This is a genomic window from Parasphingorhabdus litoris DSM 22379, assembly GCF_020906275.1.
Classification (GTDB): Bacteria; Pseudomonadota; Alphaproteobacteria; order Sphingomonadales; family Sphingomonadaceae; genus Parasphingorhabdus; species Parasphingorhabdus litoris.
Genome location: NZ_CP086727.1, coordinates 54,860 through 69,647, shown reverse-complemented (window position 1 = coordinate 69,647; position 14,788 = coordinate 54,860). Strand labels below are relative to the sequence as shown.

Sequence of the window (14,788 nt, the reverse complement as noted above, 5' to 3'; positions counted from 1 at the left end):
CTTGCATGTCTATCTGGGAGTTCGACCGCCTTACCGGGCATGACGATAAAGAAATGGCGGAGCCGGAGGGATTCGAACCCTCGATAGGTTGCCCTATACACGCTTTCCAAGCGTGCGCGATCGACCACTCTGCCACGGCTCCGCAATGCTATTCAGAATCATATTTGGTCGAAATTCTGACAGCGCCGCCTCCCCTAGTGTGCGAATCGCTCTTTCGCAAGTCATTGCTTGGGGTTAGGGTCGGGGCATGATAAAATTTCCACTGATCGCATCGCTTGTCGCCCTGATGGCGGCTTCTTCCCTTTCGGCGCAAGAGAACGAAAAAAAGGAATATCCCAGCCCCAATGCCATAGTGGACGCGGCGCCAGCGAGTGACTGGCAAGCCATTTCCGCGAACGACCTACTGGTCATGGATCTGCCCCCTGATGCGAAGGGTGAAGCGCGCCGCGTGGTCATACAATTGATGCCGCCGCCTTTCTCGCAAGGCTGGATCGGCAATATCCGCAAACTCGCCGCCGCCAAATTCTGGGACGGCACCAGCATCAACCGGGTGCAGGACAATTATGTCGTGCAATGGGGCGATGCGGGATACGACAATCCGGAATCGGGAGAGGTGGAGCAGAAGGCTTTGCCGGAGGGTTTGGTTGAAGTGCCGGAGAGTGAGTATGAAATCACGGTTGAGCAATATCTGAACTTCGACGAGGCAAACGGCAGTGCTGGAGATGCCGCTATGGCTGCCGCAGATGCCATGGCAGTAGCTGGACAGGTAGCTCAGGCTATGGCTCAAATGGAGGCTGAAGAGAAGATGCGCGCAGCTGATCCAGATTACAGAAAGTGGGAAGAACGAGACCCTTATTCAGAATATGCACAATTTCTAGATGGTTGGCCTATGGCAAACGCCGGAGATCAAGATGATGGTGTTTTATGGCCCATCCACTGCTACGGCGCGGTTGGCGTAGGCCGCAACCTCTCACCCAATACAGGCACAGGCGCAGAGCTTTACACCGTCATCGGTCATGCACCACGCCATCTGGATCGCAATATCGCGGTGGTCGGACGGATTGTCGAAGGTATTGAACATCTCTCCAGCCTGCCGCGCGGCAAGGGACAGCTTGGTTTTTATGCCGATCCCAAGAAACGCGTGCCGATCCAGTCGATCCGGCTGGGCACCGCCCTGCCCGATGCAGAGCAGCCCCGGTTCAAATATCTCGACACCGCTAGCAAAAGCTTCGCGCGCTATGCCGACGCCCGCGCAAATCGCCGCGATCCGTTTTTTATCAAGCCAGCGGGCGGCGCGGATATCTGCAATATTCCGGTGCCGGTGCGGCGGGTGAAGGCGGGAGAATAGAGTCTGAGCGATTGTGCGCTCGCACTCGATCATTTTCCCCTTTCCTACAGCGCCTTGGATCGGTTATCTTGCGACCATGCTTGATCTCCCTCACCGTGCCATTTCGCCAGCCGCGTATCGCCTGTTTTCAGGCTTTTTCGGGCGCAAAGATTTTCCCGCTTTGGGGGGTGTGACCCTGTGTGACCCTGATGCGTAATCCTGGTAAGTTTGCATTGCCGCACAAGCCGCAAACCGGAGCGGTTACCGCAACCTTGTCAACCAACACCCTGGGCTCCTGCTTTCGCAGGAGCACGGCTGTCATCATGGCTTTCTTGTTGCCGATCGGCCCCGCCATCGCGCAAGATCAAGATGATCCCGCCATCGAGCAATCCGCGCCAACGCCGCAAGAGGTGCTGGCCGCTGCGCCCGCCGACCATTGGTTGCCGATTCCGGTCACCGACCTGATCATCTTCACCCTGCCGGATGATGCCGAGGGCAATAAGCGGCAGGCGGTGATTCAGCTGATCCCGACCGAGCTATCCGGCGCGCATGTTCGCAATGTCCGTAAATTCGCCGCCCAGCGCTGGTGGGATGACACAAAAATCTATCGTGTCTCCAAAGATTTCGTCACTCAATTTGGCGGAAACCCCGACAATAAAAAGGTCCCGAAGAACCTCGAGACGGTGCCTGAAAGCGACTATTTCAACGCGGCGCTCGGTGCAAAGCGCGCTACGGACCAAGCCGCGCTGGATGCGGCCGTTGCGTATAGCAATGAATATCAGGGCACGGAAATCCGGCCGCTGATGAAGACGATCTATGAAAGCTATGGCGCGAAAGTCGGCTTTGGCGCGGGCTGGCCGATTGGCACCAAGGACGGCAAAGCCTTTCCGATCACTTGCCGCGGGTCATTATCGCCGGCCCATTATGATCCGCCCGATGCCGGCACCGGCGCGGAAATCTCGATCATTACCGGCGAAGCCGCGCGCAGCCTGGATATGACCTTTGGCATGGTCGGGCGGGTGATTGACGGACTGGAACATGTCACCAACCTGCCGCTCGGCACGGCGGCGGGCGGGTTCTATGCCGACAAGTCGGAGCATATCCCGATCACATCGGTGCGTCTGGCGAGCGAGCTGCCGGTGGCCGATCAGCCGCGCTATGAATATCTCGCGAGTTACAGCCCGTCGTTGCTGCAATATATTGAGGCCCATGGTGGTTATGGCAATATTTGCACCGTGCCCGTGCCGATAAGAAAAGTTGCGGAGTGATGTAATAATATTACGCAAGCCACTCGCGCATGTCACATTTTGCTGATATTGGACGCGAAGAAGACTCGGCAAAAACAGGAGCCTCCCCATGCGTGTCGGTACCCCGAAAGAAGTGAAAAACCATGAATATCGCGTTGGACTGACGCCGGAATCGGTGCGGGAATTGTCCGCTCATGGTCATGACGTGCTGGTCGAAACCGGCGCCGGTCTGGGCATTGGTGCCGATGATGCGGAATATGAAACGGCGGGTGCGACAATATGTGCCACTGCGGCTGAAATTTTTGAAAAAAGCGACATGGTCGTGAAGGTCAAAGAACCCCAGCCCGCCGAACGCGCGATGCTGCGCGAGGGGCAGATCTTGTTCACCTATCTCCACCTCGCGCCTGATCCGGAACAGACCGCCGATCTGGTGAAATCGAAAGCAACTTGTATCGCCTACGAAACCGTCACCGGTTCGGGCGGTCTGCCCTTGCTCAAACCCATGAGTCAGGTCGCCGGACGCATGTCGATTCAGGCGGGCGCGACGGCATTGGAAAAAGCCCATGGCGGCCGCGGCATATTGCTCGGCGGTGTGCCGGGCGTATCGCCGGGCAAGGTCACTGTCATTGGCGGCGGCGTGGTTGGTTTTAACGCGGCGCAAATGGCTGCTGGTCTGGGCGCGGATGTCACCATCCTTGATCGCAACCCCGAAGTGCTGGAAACGCTGGGTAATTATTTTGAGGCACGCGCCAAAACGCGTTTCTCCAACAAAGCCAATCTGGCCGAATGTGTCGCCGATGCTGATCTGGTCATCGGCGCGGTGCTGATCCCCGGCGCCGAAGCACCCAAGCTGGTGACACGCGATATGCTGTCGACCATGCGGCCCGGTTCGGTGCTCGCCGATGTGGCGATTGACCAAGGCGGCTGTTTTGAAACATCCAAAGCGACGACCCATCAGGACCCGACCTATGTTGTCGATGATGTGGTTCATTATTGTGTGGCCAATATGCCGGGCGCGGTATCGCGGACATCCACCTATGCGCTGAACAACGTCACCCTGCCCCACGCGCTGGCCATTGCCAACAAGGGCTGGGAAGCGGCCTTGCGTGACGATATCCATCTCGCCGAGGGGCTGAACGTATGGAACGGCCATGTCACCTATCGCGCGGTGGCCGAAGATTTGGGCTATGATTATATGCCTGTGTCAGAGATAGTGGGGCATAAACCCGAATAGAAGGACTTTTCGATATGGCAGCAGCAGATCAAAAACCACTCGGTTCCGGCTTTCCAGCGAAGAGCGAACCGCAGGACGTGCTGGCTGACATTGACCTGACCGGCAAGATCGCAATTGTCACCGGCGGCTATTCCGGCATTGGTCTGGAAACGACAAGGGCGCTGGCCGCCAAGGGTGCAAAGGTTATCGTGCCTGTGCGCGATGAAGCCAAGGCGGCGGACAATCTGTCGGGCGTGGAGGGCGATGTATCATCGGCAACCATGGATTTGTCGGACATTGCTTCGGTGCGGAAATTTGCCGATGCCATGTGTGGAAGCCTGAGTCAGCTGGACCTCCTGATCAATAATGCCGGGATTATGGCTTGTCCGTTAGAGCGGGTCGGACCCGGTTGGGAAAGCCAGTTTGGCGTCAACCATATGGGCCATTTCGCCCTGACCAAAGGATTGATGCCCCTGCTCGAAAAAGCCGAAGCGCCGCGCGTCGTTGCGCTCTCTTCGATCGCCCATAAACGCAATGGCATTTTGTGGGACGATATACAGTTCGAAAATAGCGAATATAATAAATGGACCTCCTACGCCCAGTCCAAGAGCGCCAATGCCCTGTTCGCCAACGCGCTCAGTCGGCGGATGGCAGGCTTTGGCGGGCGCGCCTTTTCGGTACATCCGGGCGGCATTTTTACGCCGCTGCAGCGCCATTTGCCGGTGGAGGAGCAGATCGAATTGGGCTGGCTGGACAAGGATGGTGAACCATCGGAATTGGCGAAAACCGGATTTAAAACCCCGGCGCAAGGTTGCACCACCAGCCTATGGGCCGCGACCTCGCCGCTACTGAACGACAAGCACGGGCTTTACTGTGAGGATTGCGATGTTGCCCAGTTGATGGACGAAAATTCACCGCCCTTTGCCTGTGTCGCGCCCCATGCTTGCGACGATGATGCCGCCGAACGGTTGTGGGAATTGAGCGAGGCCTTGCTCGCAGCAGCCTGATGAAAGAAAGCGCGAATGACAGCGAATATGCCGGCCTGCTGGTCCGCGATGGCACAGGCTTTGTTCTGCAGTCCGATGATGGCCGGCGCTATCGGCTCGAGCTGCTGCGCACACCGATTGATGAAGTCGAAAAGCGAGTGATCGTCACCGGGCTGCTGATCGGTGATGACCAGATCGAGGCCGAGGGCGTGCGGCTAGCGGACGGGAGCTAAATAGTGACGGGGCAAGAGTTGAATATGCGCGCAGCAAGGGCGCAAGACCTCCCTGCCCTGCACGGATTGGTCGAAAGTGCCTATCGCGGTGACAGCGCCAAGCGCGGCTGGACCCATGAAGCCGATTTGCTGGGCGGGCAGAGAACCGATTTGGAGGCTCTGCGGGAAATATTGGCGGATGAGAATCAGGTCATCCTACTCGCTATGGACGATGCTGATATTGCCGGTTGTGTTCAACTGATGCGGGTTAAAGAGGGGGTCACCTATCTCGGCCTGTTGACCGTTGATCCTGATCGTCAAGCGGGTGGGCTAGGCAAGAAATTGCTCCACGCGTCGGAACGCTATGTTGCCGAAAACTGGCAGGCGCGGGTGATAGAAATGACCGTCATTCTCCAGCGCGCCGATCTGATCGCCTATTATGAGCGGCGGGGATATAGCCAAACCGGCGAGCGGCGGCCCTTCCCGCTCGATGATCCGCGCTATGGTCTGCCGAAGACGCAAGAACTGGAATTTGTGGTGTTACGAAAGGAGATTGGGGCAGGCTAGGCCGCCTTGCCCTCAAGCGCTTTTTGACGGCGGCGTTGCACCGAGCTGCCAAGTCCCAGCGCTTCGCGATATTTGGCGACCGTTCGCCGCGCGATATCGAAGCCTTTGTCTTTGAGCAAAGCGACCAGCTTGTCGTCCGAGAGAATCTTCTTCGGATCCTCATTGTCGATCAGCGCTTTGATATGGCTCTTCACTGCTTCCGCCGATGCCGCCTCTCCTCCGGTCGAGGACTGAATGCCGCTGGTGAAGAAATATTTGAGCTCAAACGTGCCGCGAGAACAGGAGAGATATTTGTTGGATGTCACCCGGCTGACCGTCGATTCATGCATCTCGATCTTGTCGGCGACATTTTTCAGTGTCAACGGCCGCAAATGCTCCACCCCTTCGCGGAAGAAATTCTCTTGCTGCTTAACAATTTCTGTCGCCACTTTGATGATCGTCCGTTGCCGCTGGTCGAGCGCTTTCACCAGCCAGCTGGCATCGGCCATGCAGTCATTGAGCCATTCCTTGGACGCCTTGTCCTGCGCGCCATCTTTCAGTTCCGCATAATAGGTGCGATTCACAAGAACCTTGGGCAGGGTTGCGCTGTTCACTTCGATCAGCCATTTGCCGCCGCGCTCGGCAATGAAAATATCCGGCACCACGGCCTGCACATCGCCGCCGCCGATCTTGCAACCGGGCTTGGGATCATAGGCGCGGATTTCTGCAATCATGTCCATCAGATCTTCATCATCCACACCGCACATGCGTTTCAGTTGTGGCAAAGCCCCTTTGGCGAGGAGGTCAAGATTGTCGATCAGCCGCGCCATCGCGGGATCATAGCGATCGGCTTCCTTCGCCTGCAGCGCCAGACATTCCGCCAAATCCCGTGCCCCAACACCAACCGGCTCAAGGCTTTGAACCTCGATCAAGATACGCTTCACGTCATCCAACTGCACGCCCAGCCGGTGCGCAAATTCCAGCAGATCGGCTTGCAAATAACCACATTCGTCAATCTGATCGATAAGATGCTGCGCGATAAACAGGTCTTTGCCCGACAATATCGCACCCGCCTGTTCCATCAAATGCTCAGCCAGCGTGGTTTCGGCGACGAGCATATTCTCAAAGTCCGGCGCTTCGCCGCCAACGGCGCCACTGCCTGATGCGGCCGGGCCATTCATACCCAGACCACCGTCGAGCGCCCCATCGCTTTCGCTCAGGCTGTTGTTGGAAAACTGGTCGGCATCACCAGCCATATCGAGCGTGGACTCGGCCTCGGCCGGTCCGGACGACAATATCTCGTCACTGCCCTGGGTCCCCGGCTCTGGCGGAAGGTCATCCCCGCTATCACGGCTTTCATCGCCTTTGGGCTCGGCACTGACATCGCCGGTATCAAGTAACGGGTTTTTCTCTATCTCTTCGGCAATATAGGTTTCGAGTTCCAAATTGGATAAAGCCAGCAGCTTGATCGCCTGCTGCAGCTGCGGCGTCATCACCAGCGACTGGCTCTGCCTTAAGTCAAGACGCGGCCCTAAAGCCATTATGCAGATCTCCGCCTAATCACAGCGCAAAGCCTTCGCCCAGATAGAGGCGCCGGACATTTTCATCTTTGACCAGTGCTTCGGGGCTACCGGCGAACAGAACCTGACCATCATAAATGATGCAGGCGCGGTCCACGATATCCAGTGTTTCACGGACATTATGGTCCGTGATCAGAACACCAATGCCGCGGTTTTTCAATTGCACCACAAGATCGCGAATATCGGCAATGGAAATCGGGTCAATCCCGGCAAAGGGTTCGTCCAGCAATATGATGGACGGACTGGCCGCCAGAGCGCGCGCAATTTCGCAGCGGCGACGTTCACCACCAGATAAAGCCATGGCTGGAGAATCGCGCAATCGTGTCAGACCAAACTCGTCAAGCAAGCGGTCCAATGTTTCCGCACGCACGTCCTTGTCATTTTCGACCATTTCGAGAACGGCAAGAATATTCTGTTCAACCGTCATCCCACGAAAAATCGATGTTTCCTGGGGCAGATAACCAAGGCCCAATATCGCCCGGCGATACATGGGCAAGGGCGTGATATCTTCACCGTCCAGCATGATCCGTCCGGAATCCGGACGCACCAAACCCATTACCGAATAGAAACAGGTTGTCTTTCCCGCACCATTTGGCCCCAGCAGTCCAACCACTTCCCCGCGGCCGACGGACAAGGATACATCGGAAAGAACAGAACGCTTGTCATAGCTCTTGGCTATCGACACAACAGCGAGCCCATGTTCCATGGCATCACTTGTCATCGCAGAGCCGCGATCAATCATCTCAGCCGCTTCAAAAGTCGTCGTGTCGTTCATCTTGGTCCTTTAACTCTGGCCCTGTTTTGTACCCGATAAGATTGTGTAATGGTTAACAACATGGCCCAATTTACTCGAAATTGGCAAGCTTTATGCATGATTGATCGAAAATGGTTCTTTTTGGCGCCATTTTGAGCTTGGTTAGCGTTCTCCGATTGACAAAGCGGAAGCGTCAGTGGCTTCGGAAATTAACCTTGCTCGCCGATTGGGATATGTTCAGTCTTGGCGCTGGGGAACCGTGAACGTGCCGGAAACACGGCCATTGGAATCTTGCGTTCCTATGGAAGATCCACCTGCTGCACGGCCGTCTATCGTCGATCGGCCTGATGCAAGATCAATGATCACACGGCCGCCCGACAATCGGTTGGTATCTTGCGTCAAGGTAACATTGCCTACCAACGTGATCAAACGGCGGTTCAAATCGTAAATCGCCACATTGCCTGTCGCCGTATCACCGCCCTTGCGAATGGTTACACCGCCTGATGCATCAATCCGATCAACCTCAATTCCGCTGGTATTGCGATAGGCAACGGTCATGCGAGCAGAATTCAGTACCAGGCCAGCCTGCTCAACCCGCACTGCGCCCGAAAGGACAACACGATCAGCCCGATCCTGTACCTCGATGCGGCCAGCATCGAAATTTACCGGAGCATTGCTGTTGTGGCCGCCAAAAACCTGGGCGGGTGCCGGTACCGCGAGCGCAACAACGGTCGCCGTGGCAATCAACGCTCCTGTGGAGCCTGCAAGAAAGGAAGTTTTGATCATTTACCGACCTCTTAGTCCGTTTTGCACGATACGCAACTTTGCGTTGCCGTCGAGGGTGACCGTGCGTTCCGACATATCCGCTCGCAAACTGTCTGCCCGAAATGTCCCAATGTTAGTCCGGCCTTCAACCGGCGCATCGCTTTTCAATGTTCGGCCTTTTAAATCCACGGTCACATTATTTGTTGTCAGTCGATACCCACCCGCGCTTTCCACCTGAACGGCGCCAGGAACTTTGACGTCCTCGCGATCCATATCATATTGCCCTGCGCCGGCGCGGATCTGGGCAGGGCCGTCATTCAACAATATCCGTGCCGATAAATCTTTGAGCTGGACCACTGCTTCTTGCGAGCTTTTCTGTACCGCCGATCCGGCCTTGATTGAAAACGGCCGACCCTGGCTATCTTCACCGCGATAGAGGGCTTCGGTTACACGCATACGTTCTTTCGCAACATCGACGCTGTTCTTATCGAGAACAAAACTGATCTCACCACTCATTGTAAATGGTGCCAATGCCAGCAACGCGCCTAAAGCGCCGACACCCAGCGGCAACAGCACACGCAGCCAACGGATGTTGCGGTCATGGCTACTGCCCGGCGATGCAAATTGCTGGCGCTTGGTTTTGATATGTTCGGTCGTGGTAGTCATCTCTACCTATATTTAAAGCGCTGGTTTGAATGTATAAAGGCTGAATTCGGATCTACCTCAGGCATGGGCGAATATATCAGTTTCTGGCCAACCTGCTATATCGAGACGCGCGCGATGCGGAAGAAAGTCAAAGCAGGCCTGGGCCATGGCGGTGCGCCCTTCCCTCTCCAGACGCATTTCGAGTTCATCTTTCAACCGGTGCAGGAACCGAACATCCGAAGCTGCATATTCGCGCTGTGCTTCGCTCAGTTCTGGGCCGCCCCAATCGCTCGATTGTTGTTGCTTGGAAATATCCTGACCCAGCAATTCCCTTACCAATTCCTTCAAGCCATGCCGATCCGTGTAGGTACGGATCAAACGTGATGCGATTTTGGTACAGAATACTGGCTCTGCCATCACGCCCATATAATATTCGATTGCGGCAAGATCGAAGCGTGCAAAATGGTAAAGTTTTATGCGATCAGGGTCAGCCAATATCTGTCGCAAATTGGGAGCCGCATAGTCGGTGCCGGGATTGAAACGGACAAGATGTTCATCACCATTGCCATCGGATATCTGGAGCAAACACAGCCTGTCCCGTAATGTTTGCAGGCCCATAGTTTCCGTATCAACAGCAACTGCGCCATCTGCCAACGCGCCTGCAGGCAGGTCTTCTTCGTGAAAAAATACGGCCATCAGCCTTGCTCCATATCCGTGAATTCGAAAAGAGTTCAAAAAAAACTTTGATGCGCTATAGTATGTGCCGCAGCATGGGATAAACAGCAAGAATTAGATTGCTGATAAAGCACAGAATTTGTGCGGTAAAAGGGGAAAATTGCAATGGCCGACCAAACACCACAACCGACTTCAGGCGGTTTTGACCTCAATAAAGCAACGATTATTTCGCTGCTCTATTTGGCTGGGTTTTTCGTGGGCATAACCGGTCTGGTCGGCATTGTTCTCGCCTTTGTCTGGAAAGACGAAGTGGCAGGCACTTGGGAAGAAAGCCATTTACAGTTCCACATAATGACTTTCGTTGTTGGTTTGGTGGGGAGCGTGATCGGTGTCATTTTGTCAATTGTACTGATCGGAATTCCGATCCTGATTGCGGTTGCCGTTTGGGTTTTCGTGCGTTCGCTTCTGGCGCTTCTGAAGGCCCAGAAACAAGAGCCCATTGAAGATCCGAAGACCTGGCTCTTTTAAAAAACATCTTTGCGCAATATCGGGATTGAATAGAAATTAACCTTGTGCGGAATTTTGTTCGCACAAGCCATGGTTTTTCTATATGGTTACACCGCGCAATATCGGGATTCGCGTAAGAAAATGCTCGTGCCATCGTCCGCATCGACATTTGATTAGATTTATTGGACGAAGTGAAAGACGATTCAAGAATGGGTTTTGATAGAAACCGGCGTGGCAGAGGCCGGGACAAGCGTGATAGCTTTGGTGATGAGAATTTTGATGGATATCAAGGCGATAGCGGCCCCCCAATAGAGAGATACACGCGGCCCGACACCGGCTATAGTGGTGGACAGCGCGGCGGCGGTCATGGCGGAGGCCACGGTGGCGGAATGCCAGACCAGGTTGTCGGCGAAAGCACCGGTAAAGTTAAATTTTTCAACGCGCAAAAAGGTTTCGGATTCATTGTCCAGGATACGGGCGGCGACGACGTGTTTGTGCATATCAGTCAAGTCGAACGTGCGGGCCTCAAAGGCCTTGCCGAAGGGCAAGGTCTCCGGTTCTCGCTCGTGGATCGCGGTGGCAAAGTCTCTGCATCAGATATTCAGATAGAAGGTGACTTGATCGAAGTCCCTGAATCTGCTGGGCGTGATGACCGTGGTGGACCGCCACAGCGTGAATTGACCGGTGAGAAAGCAAGCGGCACCGTCAAGTTTTTCAACAGCATGAAGGGCTTTGGCTTCATCCAGCGCGATGATGGTCAACCGGATGCCTTCGTTCATATCTCAGCAGTGGAACGCGCTGGAATGAACGGTCTGGAAGAAGGCGACAAGCTGGAATTTGAATTGGAAATTGATCGCCGCGGCAAAACGGCAGCGGTGAACCTCGTTTCCAAATAGATTTAGACCATATGGAAAAGAATTAGCGGACAGAAGCCCGCTATTTTTTCTCGAAGATGGCGTAAACAGCGAAAGGGGCCTGCGGATCGACATCCGGGGCCCCTTTTCTGCTCTATTTTGTCTGGATCAAGCGTTCTGCGCGCTTTCTAGAAGAAACCAGGCTCTTTCTTCGGCCTGATCGGTCCAATCGTCGATGATACCATCTGTCGCATTATCGCCGGCTTCACCCGCTAGCTCCTTGGCCGCCCGCAAATTCTCTACCAGTGACAAATTGTCCTGACGCAGTTCTTTGAGCATATCCTCAGCAGACAATTTCTCGGCATCATTATCAGCAATATTTTGCCGTTTGGATATATCCCCGATTGACGTCAGGGTCCGTTGTCCATTTTTTCGGACACGCTCGGCGATGGCATCTGTCGTCAACAAAATTTGCGTCGCCTGCTCATCAAACATCAAATGATAGTCCCGGAAATGCGGGCCGGATACATGCCAGTGAAAGTTCTTGGTCTTCAAATAGAGCGCAAAGCTGTCGGCCAACACTCCATTCAGGGAATCAGCCAGGGCTTTTCTTGCATTGTCACCTGTGGTCATATCAATCTCCATCGGTTTACCGTCGTTATGCGATGGATATAGTAAGCCTCATCAAACGGAGCCAACGCAAAACACGGCTCAATCTAATCGCTTTTATCGATTTTTTAATTGTATAATAATCGATATTACAATTTTATAAGATTCCCCAGGCGCTTAGCGCCAATGCCATGCCTATAAGCAAGAAGAGACCGCCGACAGTATAACGGATGGGCTTTATCGGGATCATTTGAGCCAGCTTTTCCTGAAAAATCAGCGCCGGAATACAGGCCAACATCACACCAATCCATCCGCCTGCAGCGGCAAATGCCCACGCATCAGTACGAGCGGCGGTCGCCGCGAGTATGAATTGGCCTTTATCGCCAAACTGCAAGATGAATAGCCCCAAAAAGGATGTCCAAAATGGCCCTATCGTCCAATTTTCAAGCAAATCCACTGGTCGCCGCCACGCCAGCATACCGATTCCCGCCAAGAGCAGGGAAAGTGCATAAAAAAGCCGCAATGGTTCTTCACTGATCCATTGATTGACCATGGAACCCGCAAAAGCTGAGATCAGGCAATTTAACAGGGTCGCCAAACCCAATCCCAAGATAATAGGCGTTAATCGGCCATAGCGTATGGCCAGGGCAGCACATAATATTTGTGGCCGATCTCCCATTTCTGCCAGGAGCAAAGCAAATAGCGAAGTGAGAAATGCATCCACAAGACTGATCGTTAAGGCTGGCCGCCCAGTCGCAAAGCCACATTGGCCAAAAGCGCCTCCGACATAGAGCGGTTAATCGGACCGCACGTCAGAGCTTCTTGCATGGCTGCGAGATAAGAATCTGCCACCAACACCCCTTTGCCATTTTGCAATGCTTGCTGCAAAGCCGATTCAAAAGCACAGCTCAAATCATGCAAAGCTGTCAGATGATGCTGTGCTGCTTTTTGCCGTATCTGGTCGAGATGCATCAGAAACTGTACGGGATGCTTCTCCACCAACGAGGATGGCATGCCCTCCAACAGAGTTAGCATTTCAGCCTGAACGAGTAGATTTTGATCGTGATCCATAGCATTGCCTCATTAACCGGCCGACCATGCAAAAATATGGTTAAAGGGCAGTAAATGATGCCTCAACAGATTCACGGCTGACGAAAACGGCTTTTTCTTGACAATCACCGCCACTTTCAGCATTAGCGCGCTCAATTAATGCGGATTGGGCCGAGTTTTGGACAAGCCGCTTTTTCAGAAAATTGCTTTTTAAGGAATGCGCCATGGCGAAACCAGCCAATGTAAAAATCAAACTCGTCAGCACGGCGGATACCGGCTTTTTCTACGTAACGCGCAAAAACCCGCGCAATCTCACCGAAAAAATGGTGCAGCGTAAATATGATCCGATCGTGCGTAAGCATGTCGAATTCAAAGAAGCGAAAATCAAATAATCGCTTTTTTGCCGAAAATTTGAAAAGTTCAATCGCGATTAACGTTGTAGGACGCCCTGCACCGATTCGATAAACTTTGCCACTGATATGGGCTTTGAAACATAAGCCTCGGCCCCGGCACTTAATATCCGGTCTTCATCGCCCTTTCCGGCATAAGCCGTCACCGCCATGATCGGGATAATCTTAAGCTGCCCGTCCTTTTTGATCTGCTCTATCAGATCAAGACCGCTGACATGCGGCAACTGAATGTCCATGATCACCAGATTGGGGACGAAACTGCGCGCTTTGTCCAATACCTCCCGGCCATCTTTCACCGGTTCGACAACAAAACCGTGCGCGCGCAGCAGGTCGCAGAACAGTTTCAGGTTCAGCTCATTATCTTCTACGACCAGAACTCTTTTTGCCACGGTGCGACTTGCCCCTTCCAAACGCCCAGTTAACCCTTTAGGCGAAAGCCGAAATGGAAACAAATAGCAATATCTCCGCAGAAACCGAAATATTGGCACTACAAGCCCTTGGCTGGGTGTTGCAGGATGAAGATCGCGCACAGCGCCTGCTCGCCCTGACCGGCCTGGATCCCAGAGAGCTGCGCTCTGGTTTGGAAGACCCGGCGATGCTTTCCTCGCTTCTGGGTTTTCTTGCTAATCATGAACCCGATCTGGTTGCCTGCGCCGACGCCATCGGTGTTCCGCCTGAAAAATTGGCTGTCGCGGCCCAATATCTAAACAATCCCGGAGATTTCACATGAGCCAGAAGCCGCTTCTGATAAGCGACTGCGATGAAGTATTGCTGCATATGGTCGTGCCGTTCCGCGATTGGCTGGATGCTGACAAGCATATCCATTTCGATCTGGAATCCGGTAGTTTTGTAGACGCGCTGCGCCACAAGCATGACGGCACGCTGGTCCCGCAGGACGCCGTCTGGCCAATGCTAAAGGAATTTTTTGATGGTGAAATGTATCGGCAAGGTGCCATTGATGGTGCCGTCAAAGCCATAAACCGGCTAGCCGAAGCCGCCGACGTCGTGATCCTCACCAACTTGCTCGATGACCGCCGGGAAGCGCGTGCAGAACAGCTGCGCGCCGTTGGCATTGATTTTCCGGTTTTTTGTAATCAGGGCGGCAAGGGTGAACCGCTGGCGAAAATCGTCGCCGATTACAATCCCAGCGTGGCCGTGTTTGTCGATGATCTGGGGCATCAACACAGCAGCGTGGCGAAATATGCGCCTGATGTCTGGCGGCTGCAAATGGTTGGCGAACCGATATTGGCCAAGCATATCAAGACCAATCCCGCCGCTCATGACCGTATCGACCTGTGGTCTGATGCGCTTGACTGGATCATCGACAAATTTGAATCCGGAAAAGCCGCCCCAGCGATCGATTTGCCGCCAGAAGAGCTTGACCGATTTGCCAAGACATGATTGATTT

The 14,788-nt window shown here is 54.1% G+C and carries 21 protein-coding genes and 1 tRNA gene; 11 read left to right on the top strand and 11 right to left on the bottom strand.

All coding sequences use genetic code 11. From position 1 onward, the window contains the following. Positions 1 to 54 precede the first annotated feature (54 nt). Positions 55 to 142 (bottom strand) — tRNA-Ser (locus BS29_RS00415). A 105-nt stretch (positions 143 to 247) separates the two neighbouring features. Here BS29_RS00415 and BS29_RS00410 point away from each other — a divergent pair. From BS29_RS00410 to BS29_RS00385, 6 genes are all read left to right on the top strand, one after another. Then, positions 248 to 1,348, top strand: coding sequence for a peptidylprolyl isomerase (locus BS29_RS00410; protein ID WP_229954971.1), 1,101 nt, complete (start codon positions 248 to 250; stop codon positions 1,346 to 1,348). 302 nt (positions 1,349 to 1,650) lie between these two features. Continuing rightward, the gene (locus BS29_RS00405) at positions 1,651 to 2,595 is read left to right on the top strand and encodes a peptidylprolyl isomerase (RefSeq protein ID WP_229954970.1); all 945 of its coding nucleotides are present in this window, start codon (positions 1,651 to 1,653) and stop codon (positions 2,593 to 2,595) included. Between the two features lie 88 nt (positions 2,596 to 2,683). Then, positions 2,684 to 3,808 carry an alanine dehydrogenase gene (gene ald, locus BS29_RS00400; RefSeq protein WP_229954969.1) on the top strand — a complete coding sequence of 375 codons (1,125 nt, stop codon included), beginning with the start codon at positions 2,684 to 2,686 and terminating at the stop codon, positions 3,806 to 3,808. 14 nt (positions 3,809 to 3,822) lie between these two features. After that, on the top strand, positions 3,823 to 4,794 hold the full coding sequence (locus BS29_RS00395; RefSeq protein WP_229954968.1) for an oxidoreductase: 972 nt from the start codon (positions 3,823 to 3,825) through the stop codon (positions 4,792 to 4,794). Then, positions 4,794 to 5,006 (top strand): DUF5818 domain-containing protein, encoded by a 213-nt coding sequence (locus BS29_RS00390; RefSeq protein WP_229954967.1) that lies wholly within the window; start codon positions 4,794 to 4,796, stop codon positions 5,004 to 5,006. The genes BS29_RS00395 and BS29_RS00390 overlap by 1 nt, the downstream gene beginning before the upstream one ends. 24 nt (positions 5,007 to 5,030) lie before the next feature. Further along, the gene (locus tag BS29_RS00385) at positions 5,031 to 5,552 is read left to right on the top strand and encodes a GNAT family N-acetyltransferase (RefSeq protein ID WP_229954966.1); all 522 of its coding nucleotides are present in this window, start codon (positions 5,031 to 5,033) and stop codon (positions 5,550 to 5,552) included. On the opposite strand, the gene rpoN is transcribed toward BS29_RS00385, so the two are convergent. From rpoN to BS29_RS00360, 5 genes are all read right to left on the bottom strand, one after another. Beyond that, positions 5,549 to 7,072 carry an RNA polymerase factor sigma-54 gene (gene rpoN / locus BS29_RS00380; protein WP_229954965.1) on the bottom strand — a complete coding sequence of 508 codons (1,524 nt, stop codon included), beginning with the start codon at positions 7,070 to 7,072 and terminating at the stop codon, positions 5,549 to 5,551. The two genes, BS29_RS00385 and rpoN, sit on opposite strands and share 4 nt — an antisense overlap. Before the next feature lie 19 nt (positions 7,073 to 7,091). Further along, a complete protein-coding gene (gene lptB / locus BS29_RS00375) occupies positions 7,092 to 7,853 on the bottom strand; it encodes an LPS export ABC transporter ATP-binding protein (RefSeq protein WP_229956903.1) in 762 nt (253 codons plus the stop codon). Positions 7,854 to 8,102: 249 nt separating this feature from the next. Next, the gene (locus BS29_RS00370) at positions 8,103 to 8,648 is read right to left on the bottom strand and encodes an LptA/OstA family protein (protein WP_229956902.1); all 546 of its coding nucleotides are present in this window, start codon (positions 8,646 to 8,648) and stop codon (positions 8,103 to 8,105) included. Between the two features lie 3 nt (positions 8,649 to 8,651). After that, on the bottom strand, positions 8,652 to 9,296 hold the full coding sequence (gene lptC, locus BS29_RS00365) for an LPS export ABC transporter periplasmic protein LptC (RefSeq protein ID WP_229954964.1): 645 nt from the start codon (positions 9,294 to 9,296) through the stop codon (positions 8,652 to 8,654). Positions 9,297 to 9,353: 57 nt separating this feature from the next. Then, complete coding sequence (locus BS29_RS00360; RefSeq protein ID WP_229954963.1) at positions 9,354 to 9,971, bottom strand: ribonuclease D; 618 nt, start codon at positions 9,969 to 9,971, stop codon at positions 9,354 to 9,356. 144 nt (positions 9,972 to 10,115) lie between these two features. Here BS29_RS00360 and BS29_RS00355 point away from each other — a divergent pair, with 144 nt between their 5' ends. Next, a complete protein-coding gene (locus tag BS29_RS00355) occupies positions 10,116 to 10,478 on the top strand; it encodes a DUF4870 family protein (protein ID WP_229954962.1) in 363 nt (120 codons plus the stop codon). A gap of 188 nt (positions 10,479 to 10,666) precedes the next feature. Continuing rightward, the gene (locus BS29_RS17495) at positions 10,667 to 11,353 is read left to right on the top strand and encodes a cold-shock protein (protein WP_326838482.1); all 687 of its coding nucleotides are present in this window, start codon (positions 10,667 to 10,669) and stop codon (positions 11,351 to 11,353) included. 126 nt (positions 11,354 to 11,479) lie between these two features. Here the strand turns inward: BS29_RS17495 and BS29_RS00340 are convergent, their stop codons facing one another. The 4 genes from BS29_RS00340 to BS29_RS00325 all read right to left on the bottom strand — a co-directional run bounded on the left by BS29_RS00340 (position 11,480) and on the right by BS29_RS00325 (position 13,196). Beyond that, positions 11,480 to 11,944: a Dps family protein gene (locus BS29_RS00340; RefSeq protein ID WP_229954961.1), complete on the bottom strand. Its 465-nt coding sequence runs from the start codon at positions 11,942 to 11,944 to the stop codon at positions 11,480 to 11,482. Between the two features lie 133 nt (positions 11,945 to 12,077). Beyond that, positions 12,078 to 12,644 (bottom strand): TMEM165/GDT1 family protein, encoded by a 567-nt coding sequence (locus tag BS29_RS00335; RefSeq protein ID WP_229954960.1) that lies wholly within the window; start codon positions 12,642 to 12,644, stop codon positions 12,078 to 12,080. Between the two features lie 11 nt (positions 12,645 to 12,655). Further along, complete coding sequence (locus BS29_RS00330; protein WP_229954959.1) at positions 12,656 to 12,991, bottom strand: hypothetical protein; 336 nt, start codon at positions 12,989 to 12,991, stop codon at positions 12,656 to 12,658. A 40-nt stretch (positions 12,992 to 13,031) separates the two neighbouring features. Further along, on the bottom strand, positions 13,032 to 13,196 hold the full coding sequence (locus BS29_RS00325) for a hypothetical protein (RefSeq protein ID WP_229954958.1): 165 nt from the start codon (positions 13,194 to 13,196) through the stop codon (positions 13,032 to 13,034). Here BS29_RS00325 and rpmG point away from each other — a divergent pair. After that, on the top strand, positions 13,195 to 13,362 hold the full coding sequence (gene rpmG, locus BS29_RS00320; protein WP_108811670.1) for a 50S ribosomal protein L33: 168 nt from the start codon (positions 13,195 to 13,197) through the stop codon (positions 13,360 to 13,362). The two genes, BS29_RS00325 and rpmG, sit on opposite strands and share 2 nt — an antisense overlap. A gap of 38 nt (positions 13,363 to 13,400) precedes the next feature. Here rpmG and BS29_RS00315 read toward each other — a convergent pair whose 3' ends face one another. Continuing rightward, complete coding sequence (locus tag BS29_RS00315; RefSeq protein ID WP_229954957.1) at positions 13,401 to 13,769, bottom strand: response regulator; 369 nt, start codon at positions 13,767 to 13,769, stop codon at positions 13,401 to 13,403. 53 nt (positions 13,770 to 13,822) lie between these two features. Between BS29_RS00315 and BS29_RS00310 the strand changes: the two genes are divergently transcribed. Continuing rightward, positions 13,823 to 14,110: a DUF3572 domain-containing protein gene (locus tag BS29_RS00310; protein ID WP_229954956.1), complete on the top strand. Its 288-nt coding sequence runs from the start codon at positions 13,823 to 13,825 to the stop codon at positions 14,108 to 14,110. Next, positions 14,107 to 14,781 carry an HAD family hydrolase gene (locus BS29_RS00305; RefSeq protein WP_229954955.1) on the top strand — a complete coding sequence of 225 codons (675 nt, stop codon included), beginning with the start codon at positions 14,107 to 14,109 and terminating at the stop codon, positions 14,779 to 14,781. The genes BS29_RS00310 and BS29_RS00305 overlap by 4 nt, the downstream gene beginning before the upstream one ends. The last annotated feature ends 7 nt before the right edge of the window (positions 14,782 to 14,788 follow it).